The sequence below is a fragment of the Pedobacter zeaxanthinifaciens genome, from assembly GCF_003313335.1.
Classification (GTDB): domain Bacteria; phylum Bacteroidota; class Bacteroidia; order Sphingobacteriales; family Sphingobacteriaceae; genus Pedobacter; species Pedobacter zeaxanthinifaciens.
The window spans coordinates 90,501-101,333 of sequence record NZ_QMHP01000013.1 but is presented as its reverse complement, the minus strand read 5'-3'; the positions used below and the strand labels follow the sequence as shown (position 1 = coordinate 101,333).

8 protein-coding genes are annotated in these 10,833 nt (G+C 38.4%); 5 read left to right on the top strand and 3 right to left on the bottom strand.

All coding sequences use genetic code 11. The annotated features are described in order from the left end of the window. The first annotated feature begins 140 nt into the window (after positions 1-140). Positions 141-2,231 carry a family 10 glycosylhydrolase gene (locus DUT68_RS16820; RefSeq protein WP_113639396.1) on the top strand — a complete coding sequence of 697 codons (2,091 nt, stop codon included), beginning with the start codon at positions 141-143 and terminating at the stop codon, positions 2,229-2,231. A 47-nt stretch (positions 2,232-2,278) separates the two neighbouring features. On the opposite strand, the gene def is transcribed toward DUT68_RS16820, so the two are convergent. Further along, positions 2,279-2,836 carry a peptide deformylase gene (def, locus tag DUT68_RS16815; protein ID WP_113639395.1) on the bottom strand — a complete coding sequence of 186 codons (558 nt, stop codon included), beginning with the start codon at positions 2,834-2,836 and terminating at the stop codon, positions 2,279-2,281. A 134-nt stretch (positions 2,837-2,970) separates the two neighbouring features. Continuing rightward, a complete protein-coding gene (locus DUT68_RS16810; RefSeq protein WP_113639394.1) occupies positions 2,971-4,203 on the bottom strand; it encodes a M16 family metallopeptidase in 1,233 nt (410 codons plus the stop codon). 895 nt (positions 4,204-5,098) lie between these two features. On the opposite strand from DUT68_RS16810, the gene htpG reads away from it, so the two are divergent. The 4 genes from htpG to DUT68_RS16790 all read left to right on the top strand — a co-directional run bounded on the left by htpG (position 5,099) and on the right by DUT68_RS16790 (position 10,155). Next, positions 5,099-6,982, top strand: a complete 1,884-nt coding sequence (gene htpG / locus DUT68_RS16805; protein WP_113639393.1) for a molecular chaperone HtpG — start codon at positions 5,099-5,101, stop codon at positions 6,980-6,982. 343 nt (positions 6,983-7,325) lie between these two features. Next, positions 7,326-8,552 carry a metallophosphoesterase gene (locus DUT68_RS16800; RefSeq protein WP_113639392.1) on the top strand — a complete coding sequence of 409 codons (1,227 nt, stop codon included), beginning with the start codon at positions 7,326-7,328 and terminating at the stop codon, positions 8,550-8,552. Between the two features lie 149 nt (positions 8,553-8,701). Then, positions 8,702-9,403, top strand: coding sequence for a DUF4397 domain-containing protein (locus tag DUT68_RS16795; RefSeq protein WP_113639391.1), 702 nt, complete (start codon positions 8,702-8,704; stop codon positions 9,401-9,403). Positions 9,404-9,570: 167 nt separating this feature from the next. Further along, a complete protein-coding gene (locus DUT68_RS16790) occupies positions 9,571-10,155 on the top strand; it encodes a TlpA family protein disulfide reductase (RefSeq protein ID WP_113639390.1) in 585 nt (194 codons plus the stop codon). Positions 10,156-10,175: 20 nt separating this feature from the next. On the opposite strand, the gene aat is transcribed toward DUT68_RS16790, so the two are convergent. Next, positions 10,176-10,811 carry a leucyl/phenylalanyl-tRNA--protein transferase gene (aat, locus tag DUT68_RS16785; RefSeq protein ID WP_113639389.1) on the bottom strand — a complete coding sequence of 212 codons (636 nt, stop codon included), beginning with the start codon at positions 10,809-10,811 and terminating at the stop codon, positions 10,176-10,178. Positions 10,812-10,833 lie beyond the last annotated feature (22 nt).

Below are 10,833 nucleotides of genomic sequence, written 5' to 3'. Positions count from 1 at the left end.
CCTATTTTTTAAAACATAAAAAAGGTCGGAATTTCTTCCGACCATGACTGGGTTAAACACCGGCTTTTTTTGTTGCAGATTAATGCAAATTATTGCGGTTTTATTTATAATTTAGAGTTAACCCAACCTTAAAACCGCACATGAAAAGATTTTTACTCTTACTATCTCTATTTTTACTGCAAATTACTGCATATTCTCAAAATCCCAAAAGAGAGTTAAGAGCAGCTTGGATTTCGACTGTTTATGGCATTGACTGGCCAAACTCGGCCGATGCTCCTGCAACACAGCGCACTAAATTAACGAGCATGCTTGATCAACTTAAAACAGCAGGCATTAATACCGTTTACTTTCAGGTGAGAACCACAGGCGATGCCCTATATAGCAGTACAATAGTGCCTTGGTCGCATTGGCTTACCGGAACTTATGGTCAAAACCCAGGGTGGGACCCACTTGCTTTTGCCATTACCGAAGCGCACAATAGAGGCATGGAAATTCATGCTTGGCTAAATCCTTATCGGGCGGCCATTGCAACCAACTTTGCCACCGCTTATGCTAGTACGCACATGGCACGTGTACACCCTGAGTGGCTAATTACCAGTGGTAGTACACGCTATTTTAATCCGGGCATAGCCGATGTGAGGAGCCACATTATAGCTGTGGTAGAAGAAATTGTAAACAATTACGATATAGACGGCATCCACTTTGACGATTATTTCTATCTATCAGGGCTAACCAACGCCGATGATGATGCACAATTTACCGCAGATTCGAGGGGTATTACCAATAGAGCAAACTGGAGGAGAGACAATGTGACATTGATGGTACAGGGTGTTAGTGCGAAAATAAGAAGCCTGAAACCTTGGGTTAAATTTGGCATCTCTCCTTCGGGAATATACCGCAATTTTACCGTACCTGGCTCATCACCTTCGGTAAGCACTACCGGGTCAGAACATTACAGCGTACAATATGCAGATACCCAAAAGTGGATGAATGACGGCACTATCGATTACCTCATACCTCAGGTGTATTGGGCTTTTAGCCAAACTACTGCTAATGCAAAATTCAACTATGTTTCCGATTATTGGAACCGTCAAAATTTTGCTAGACATGTGTACATTGGTTTGGCTACTTACCGTGTAGATCCGGCAGATGGCTCGGCTTGGTCTTCAACCATTTCAAACGATGAGATCAAGAACCAAATCAATTACTTAAGAAATAGCACGCCTAACATCAAAGGTGCAGCACACTTTACTACGCACGATTTAATCTCTTCCAAAACTGGCGTAAAAGAAGCAATGGATTTGGTAAAGGCCCAATACAGTTCACCGGCTTTAGTTCCAGCAATGGATTACATGGACAATACTGCGCCGGACCAACCTACAAACTTGACATCTAGTTTAACAGCGGGAAAAACGCAGCTTACTTGGACAGCCCCGGCCGCTACTACAAATGAATGGCAAAAAGTAGTGAGATATGCCGTGTATCGCTCAACGTCAACAAGTATCGACTTTAACAATTCGGCTAATTTAATTGCAGTACTATCTAGCAATAACACCAGTTACACGGACAACAGTGTTACACCTGGCACGGGCACCTCCTACTATTACGCAGTTACTGCATTGGATAGAATTAGCAATGAAAGTGCTTCAAGCAATATTGTACCCGATGCTGTTACGCTGCCGGTTAAGCTTGTTAACTTTGTGGCAAAAAAGATTAACAACAGGGTGAAAATAGAGTGGATTACCGCAAGTGAAACCAACAATGACTATTTCTTGATAGAGAAGGCAGGAGCAGACGGAATCTTCAATTATTTAGACAAGCAAAATGGTGCGTTAACGAGCAACTCCGATAAAACTTACACAGCTTGGGATAATTTTCCGGCCAATGGTATTAACTATTATCGCTTAACACAATTTGATAAAGATGGTACGGCTGCTCAGCCGTGGCTAACATCGCTGCAATTTAATGAGCTTATTGTAGTAAATGCGAAAGCTTTTCCAAATCCTACGAAAAAAGAGATCAACTTTAGTTTAGAAAATTTTGAAGGAAAATCAATTAAGACAAAATTAGTGAATATTTATGGCCAAGTAATGCATGAAGAGGAATTTAGCACGCAAAACGGCACTACACAATACCAACTTAACCTAAAAAGCGACTTGCCAAAAGGGCAATATATTTTAAGCGTTTACGAAAACGATTTCAAGAAAAACATTAAGCTGGTTGTGCTTTAATTAACTAAAAACTAAGGGCGCTTTGTAAAACGCCCTTAGTCTAAAAGTTATCTTTTCTTGTTTTGCCTAGGGAATTTCATTTTATAATCTGGATGCACCTCACCTTTGGTAATTTTATCCAGCTTACCTTTAATAAGTTGCTTACGTAGCATATTGATTTTTTCGGTGAACAATTTGCCTTCAATATGATCGTATTCATGCTGAATTACACGAGCGGCAAAACCACTGACTTCCTCTTTGTGCTGCTCCCAATTTTCATCATAGTAGCTGATGAGCACATTAGGTTTACGGAACACCTCTTCACGAATTTCGGGGATGCTCAAACAACCTTCGGTAAAACCCCAAGGTTCGCCAGTTTCCTCCAAAATTTGCGCATTGATAAATACTTTTTTATATCGAGGCTCATCATCGCCCTCTCCAGTATCAACAACAAATAAACGAATTGGCAAGCCTACTTGTGGTGCCGCCAAGCCAACGCCGCTAGCATTGTACATGGTTTCCCACATATTTGCAATCAGTTCATTTAAATTTGGATAATCCTTCTCTATTGGGGAACAAACTTTCTTTAAAACTGGGTCGCCGTAAGCTACTATGGGTAATTTCATCGGGTGTCTTATCTTTTTCTAATGATCGGTGTACGTATGATGGTAACAATGTTTTGAAAGACATCAACCACCATAGTTCATGCCGCAAAGGTACAAATTTTGGGTTTAAGGTAAAAGGCGTAAGGTTTAAGGTTTTACCCTTCCACCGGATTAAACAATAGGCTTGTCCATTTGCTTTCATCAAAAACCTCGTTAATAATGTTGGTCATATCCGCCACACTTACTTTTCTAATCTTATCGAACACTACCTCCAGGCTGTCTATTTGATTATAATCGAGCAAGCTTTTAGCCATTGCAATGATTAATCCAATCCTGTTTTCTTCGCCTAATGCAATTTGACCAATAAATTTATTTTGCGCCTTGTGCAGTTGCAAAGCTGTTAAAGGTTTTTGTTTAAGCTTGTCCATTTCTTTTTGAATCAGCTTAATGGCTTTTTCAGCTTTCTCTTTATCTGTACCAAAATAAATAGCAAAAATGCCCGTATCAGAAAGCGGGCTGTATGCCGACTCGATGGTATAGGCAATGCCGTACTTTTCCCTTAATTGTAAATTGAGTATTGAGCTCATACCGTTACCACCAAAAAGGTTGTTGAGCAATAGCAAGCCAGTTTTATAGGGATGGTGTAAGGAATATGTTTGCACCCCTAACATACAGTGACTTTGTGCGATTTGCTTATCAATCACTTGTTGAACAGGAGCATTTAACTCAGGTGCTAAGCGCTTGCTTTGTGCATTGTTCGCTGGCACTTCAGCAAAATGCTTCTCTGCAATTTTTACAACTTTATTCAATGCATAATTACCTAAAACCGCAACAATAATTTGATCAGTTCGGTAGTTTTGTTTGATAAAGGCAATTATATTTTCCCTCGAAAGACCGTTAACCGTATCTGGCGTACCTAAAATATTCCGTCCAAAAGCGTGGCCCCTGAATAGGATATCCTCAAAATCATCATTAATTGCTTCTTCAGGCTGATCTAAGTAAGAAGCGATTTCATCCAACACCACCCCTTTTTCTTTTTCCATCTCGTCTTCCGGGAAAGTTGAATGAAAAACGATATCATTAAAAAGCTCTAAAGTTCTATCTAAATAGGGATGAAGAAACGAAGCATGTACGCAAGTGTACTCTTTAGTGGTATAGGCATTCAAATCTGCGCCTACGCTTTCTAACCTGTTAAGGATTTGATTGGTGTTTCGTTTCTCGGTACGCTTGAAAATTAAATGCTCAATGAAATGAGCTAAACCCATTTGTGCATCTTCTTCATCACGCGAACCGGCATTAACTAAAATGCAGGCATGCGATATTGCCGAGGCAGCTGGAACATGCAAAATACGAATGCCGTTTTTAAGTGTATGTACGTTGTATTCCATTAAGCGCCAAAGATAGGGATTGTTTTGTGGTTTGAATGTTGAAAAATGTTGTTGAATGGCATTTTAACCACAAAGACACGAAGAACACCAAGTATTGTTATGAATAATCTGATTGAAATTTTTATAGTTCCGTTTTAGATAGGCTTGAAAATGCTGGTTAAAAGCGTTCAACCACAAAGACACGAAGAACACCAAGTATTGTTATGAATAAATTGATTTGAAATTTTATAATTCCGTTTTAGATGGGCTTGAAAATGCTGGTTAAAGGCGTTCAACCACAAAGACACCAAGGACACCAAGTATTGTTATGAATAATTTGATTGAAAATTTTATAATTCCGTTTTAACTAGGCTTGAAAATGCTGGTTAAAGGCGTTCAACTACAAAGACACCAAGAACACCAAGTTAGTTTCAAGTTCTCTCGAGGCGATTTAGAACATTTTCTTAGCGTTGCTTTGCGAATACCTTGAAAACTTTGCGTTAAAATTAACCGCAAAGAAAAAAGAAAGTTTCGCGACGAACGCAAAGGTTTTTATCAAATTGCCGATCTTAATTTGCGATATGTTGGTGAGATTTGCACGGTTTTACAACACTGTTTTGAGTAAATTAAACCCCGATTGCAACGAAAATCCTTTTTGTTTTCTTATCGCGGGGCCATCCTTTAGCTGTTCAGAAATAGATACCTCCTAGCGTTGGGATGACAAGTAGACCAACAAAAAGATTGTAGTAAAAAGCGGGACTAGCGGACCCGAAGAATTACGGCAATTGCTTTTCAAATTATTCTAAAACTTTACCGGCTTTATACAGCGCAAACCAAAACCGCCTGCCACTTTGACCTAAATTTTATTTTGGAACAAGCATTGATAAACAAGGGCATAAGCAAATTTTATTAAGATATGACAACAGAAAAAGGAAGTATTTCCATACACACAGAAAACATTTTCCCAATCATCAAGAAATTCCTGTATTCGGACAATGAAATTTTTCTAAGGGAATTAGTTTCTAACGCGGTTGACGCTGTGCAAAAGATTAAACGCTTAGGCGCTCTAGGCCAATTTAACGGTGAAGTTGGCGAACCTTTGGTAGAAGTAAAACTGGATGAAAAAGCTAAAACCATTACCATTAGCGACAATGGCTTGGGTATGACTGCCGAAGAAATTAAAAAGTACATTAATCAGGTAGCTTTTTCGGGCGCTAGCGAGTTTGTAGAAAAATTTAAAGATGCGAAAGATGCCAACGAGATTATTGGCAAGTTTGGTTTAGGTTTTTACTCGGCTTTTATGGTGGCTGATTTGGTAGAAATCAACACTTTATCGTACCAAGATGGTGCTGAACCTGCAAAATGGACCTGCGATGGAAGTACTACTTTTGAAATTTCGGAAGGATCAAGAACTACCCGCGGTACTGATATCATTTTACACGTAAATGCTGAAAGCGAAGAGTTTTTAAGTGAATATAAATTACAGGAAATTTTAGACAAATATGCTAAGTTTTTACCTGTACCAATTAAGTTTGGCACTAAAACAAATAGTGTTGAAGATGGCGTTGATGAAGAGGGCAAAACCAAATATAAATCAGAAGAGGTTGACAATATTGTAAATACTACCAACCCTATTTGGACCAAAGCGCCTGCAGATTTGTCAGATGCTGATTATCTTGATTTTTACAAGCAATTATACCCTTTTTCGGAGGATCCGCTGTTTTGGATTCACCTGAATGTAGACTATCCTTTTAACTTAACTGGAGTGTTGTATTTCCCCAAGTTGAAGGAAGACTTTGATATGCAGCGCAACAAGATCAAATTGTTCTCTCGCCAGGTATTTATTACTGATGAGGTAAAGGATATTGTGCCTGAATTTTTGATGTTATTGCATGGTGTAATTGATAGTCCGGATATTCCTTTGAACGTTTCTAGAAGTTTCTTGCAGGCTGATGGGAATGTGAAAAAAATCAACAACTATATCACTAAAAAAGTAGCCGACAAATTGAGTGAGCTATTTAAAGCAGACCGTAAGGCTTTTGAAGAGAAATGGAGCGATATTGGCTTGTTTGTGAAGTATGGTATGATTAGCGAAGAGAAATTTTATGATAAAGGAAAAGAATTCGCTTTGCTAACCAACACTAAAAAGGAGCATTTTACTTTGGAAGAATACAAAGAAAAAGTAAGTGCACTGCAAACAGATAAAAACGGAAATGTGGTTTATTTATACACCACAGACCCTGATAAGCAGGATGGCTTTATCCAAGCAGCAAACAAAAAAGATTATGATGTATTGGTGATGAACTCGCCTATTGACAATCATTTTGTGAGCAGCTTAGAGCAGAAATTAGAAAAAACGTTGATGAAACGTGTTGATGCTTCGGTAGCCAACCAACTGATAGAAAAAGATGAGAAATTAGAGTCGGTGTTGAGCGAGGAGCAATCAGCAACAGTAAAGGGTATTTTCGAGAAAGCAATTAGCAAACCTGGTTACACCGTTGAGGTAGTTGGCTTAAACCCGGATGATGCTCCTGTTACCATTACCATGGATGAGTTTATGCGCCGCATGAAAGACATGGCAAAAATGGGTAGCGGTATGGGATTTTATGGCAATATGCCGGATAGCTACAAAGTGGCCATTAACGGAAACCACAAATTGGTAAGCAAAATTTTAGCTTCTGGCGAAGAGGAGCAGAACAAATTTGCTAAGCAGGCGGTTGATTTGGCATTGCTATCTCAAGGTATGCTGACCGGTGCGGAGTTAACTGCTTTTGTTAGCCGCAGTGTTGAGTTGATATAACAACCCTACGCTGGGTCCTCCATTTAGAGAGAGGCGTTAAGGTATCGTCATTGCGAGGCACGAAGCAATATTACAATTAGCTATTCGCTTTAGGATTGCTTCGTGCCTCGCAATGACGATTTTTTTATTTGATCAGCTGATCGAAGAAGCGAAGTCTGCTGTTAAGAACGTTGCCTAAGGTGGTTTAAAATTTAAAAGCAAAAAAATCCAAACACCTCAAACACCTAAGTTGGATATTGCAGCCTAAACTAAGGTGGCTAAGATGGTTAAAACTTAAAAGCAAAAAAAACTAAACACCTAAGTTAATATTCAGTGTAAACTAAAGCGGTTAAAAACATCCAACATGAGAAGAAAAATTCCTTTTATACCTATTTTAATATTTGCGCTCCTTTTTTTACTACTTAACGGTTATGCCATAAATGCACTGGGTATTTTAATTCCAGCTATAGTATTACCTTGGATATGGGTTTTTCCTGTAGCGCTTCTACTTACATTTTCATGGAGCATGTTAAGGTTAAGCGTGGATGGCCAAACTGCATTATTTAAAATTAGCGCACACGCCTTATTAACCTACTTTGTTTCATTGCTGGTTTTTATTGCAGTAAACCTAGTATCAGAAGCCTATCGACTAATTAAAGCCATCATAAACTATGCTTCAAACAGTGAACTTACCTATCCTGAAAGACCAATTACAGGCATTTATTTAGGAATTCTATTATCATTTATCGTAATCATAGTTTTTATCTATGGAATTTTAAAAGGAAAATATGCCTATCGCGTAATTAAGCATACGCTATATTTTGAAGACTTACCCGAGGCTTTCGACGGTTTCAAATTGACACAAATTTCGGATGTACATGCTGGAAGTTTAAACAACCCAAAAGCAGTACAGAAAGGAATTGACCTCATTAATAGCCAACAGGCTGATTTATTTGTTTTCACTGGCGATTTGGTGAACAATAAAGCGGAAGAAGTAAAACCTTATCTTCAGCATTTTGCACAAATCAAAGCACCTTACGGACAGTTTTCCGTACTGGGCAACCATGATTATGGCGATTACGTGAAATGGGAAAGCGAAACTGCAAAGAGAAACAATCTTGATCAGCTTAAAAAATATCATGCCGAATTAGGTTTCAGACTGTTACTTGATGAACATGTGACTATCGAAAAAAACGGGCAGCAAATTCAGCTTGTAGGGGTAGAAAATTGGGGCTTAGGATTTGGTGAGCGTGGCGATTTACAAAAGGCGATTAAAGGCCTTTCTACTGATGATTTCAAAGTATTACTATCCCATGATCCAAGCCACTGGGAAGCGCAAGTAAAAAATTATCCTTCGAAAATACATTTAACCCTAGCAGGGCATACGCATGGCATGCAATTTGGCATTGAAGCGTTTGGATTAAAATGGAGCCCAGTACAGTTCAGGTATAAACATTGGGCTGGCATTAAAGCAGAAAACGGCAAGTATTTAAACGTTAATAGAGGCTTTGGTTTTATTGGATTTTCAGGCAGAGTTGGCATATGGCCAGAAATTACAGTGATAGAGCTAAGGAAAGGTAAAAATAACTAACACCAAGCCAATACAGTTTAGGCTGCCAACTTAAACTCATTCAAGCGTAAAAAATATTATAAGCACTGTAGCGTTTGTAAACTAACTTTCGTATTAGCTATGTGAGTTAATGGCAAAGTGCCGTATTGTTTAAACTATTTTTTATAATCATGAAATTTTCAATTAAGCGTAAAATCTTCGCAGCAGTAATCACGCTCTCTTTACTTTCTCTAGGTTTGGTATCATGTTCTAAATTAGATAATGATTACCAACCAATTGAGGTGTCGGGACTAAATATTATACAAGCATCTCCTACTTTGGAGTTGTTAGATGTTTATGTAGATAACACCAGAGCCAACAACTCTGACTTTGAATTTGGAAATAAAATTGGCTACTTAAGTGCTTATGCCGGAAGTAGGGCTTTTAATGTTACCAAAAAAGGAAGTGCTACATCACTCAAAAGCTTACAATTTACCTTAAAACCACAAGCTGGATACTCGTTATTTTTAGTAAATACGTTAGCGAACATTGAGTTTTTAATGTTAGAGGATAACTTGGAAAAACCTGCTGCCGGAAAAGCAAAAGTGCGCTTTGTAAACTTGAGTCCTGACGGCGGGCCATTAAGCTTAAATATAAATGGCGCTGCTACCGATATCGTTACCAATAAAGCCTTTAAAGAATATAGTGATTTTATAGTTATTGATGCAGCAGCGAGTGCAAATTTCAATATCAAGAATGCCACCAATAACAATATAGAAACTACCTTGAGCAGCGTTAAAGTAGAAGAAGGTAAAATTTATACTATCTATGCAAAAGGCCTAAAGGCTAATAACGATGACACCCGATTTTCAGCAAAACTGTTTGTGCACTAACAGTTAAAAACATCAGGATATTTTATCGCCATTGCGATTTTTGGAGGAACTAAACTTTCTAAGCAACAAGTTTCTTCAATCGCAATGGCGATTTTTTATGTATATGCACAAAAGCAGCCTACTTATTTAAGGCTAATCGTTAGCTTTGCTATATCAAAATTCAGTCGATGGAGAAGAAAACTAATCTCAAAAAGTACATTTCAAATGGGATCTTTGTCTTAGTCATAGGCATATTGTTATTTGTTCCCTCGGCAAAAGCCTTACTTATACAGGGCTTAATGGAAGTAGGTCTTTTTAATCCCAGCGTAGAAAGAACAATGCCTAAAAATGAGCCATCGCTTCAATTGAGCTTTAAAGACCAATCTGGCAAAACAATTTCTTTAAATCAGCTTAAAGGCAAGGTAGTATTTATTAACTTTTGGGCTACATGGTGTCCTCCATGCTTAGCAGAAATGCCATCTATCAATAAATTATACGAAAAATATAAAAGCAGCGGCGACGTAGTTTTTCTATTGATTGATGCAGATAGTAATTTCGAGAAGTCATTAGCTTACATGAAAGCAAGAGATTATGCCTTGCCTGTTTACCAGATGAATAGCAGTGTTCCTGAACAACTATTTGCCGGATCACTACCAACAACAATTGTATTTGATAAGCAAGGGCGACTTTCCTTTAAACACGAAGGCGCAGCAAATTATAACAGCAAAAAATTTGTAGAATTTATAGGGAAATTAAGGGATAGCAATAACTAGTTCAAAAAGGTTGAATATGGTTATTGCTTATTAAGAACTTCCATATAAGTCTCCCTATCAATCATTTCTGCCCCTAAACTTAGTAAGTGTTCATTTGGCAGCTGACAATCTATCAATTTGAAATTGGTTTGCTGGCACAAGAAAATTAAGGCTACTTTAGAAGCATTGCTTACCAAGCTGAACATGCTTTCTCCACAGAAAACATCACTTACAGCAATACCATACAAGCCACCAACCAGTGCATTGTTTTTCCACACCTCCACACTATGAGCCCAACCTAATTGATGCAGCTTGATATAAGCCTGCTGCATTTCTGCTGTAATCCATGTACCAGGCTGATCCTTGCGGGGAGCTTTAGCGCATTTGGCAATCACATCCGCAAAACATTCATCTACGGTAACATTAAAACCACCGTTTTTGAGCACTTGCTTCATGCTTTTACTCACCTTAATGCGCTCGGGGTATATTACGCATCGCTCGTGTGGCGAGTACCAACAAATAGGATCATCATCACTAAACCAAGGGAAAATGCCATGATGATAGGCCAATATCAAACGTTCAGGGCTTAAATCGCCACCAATGGCCAACAAACCGTCTTCATCAGCCAGTTCCGGGTTTGGGAATACAACTTCATCATTGGGCAAACTAAAAACCATGCTCAAAAATACGGAACAGATT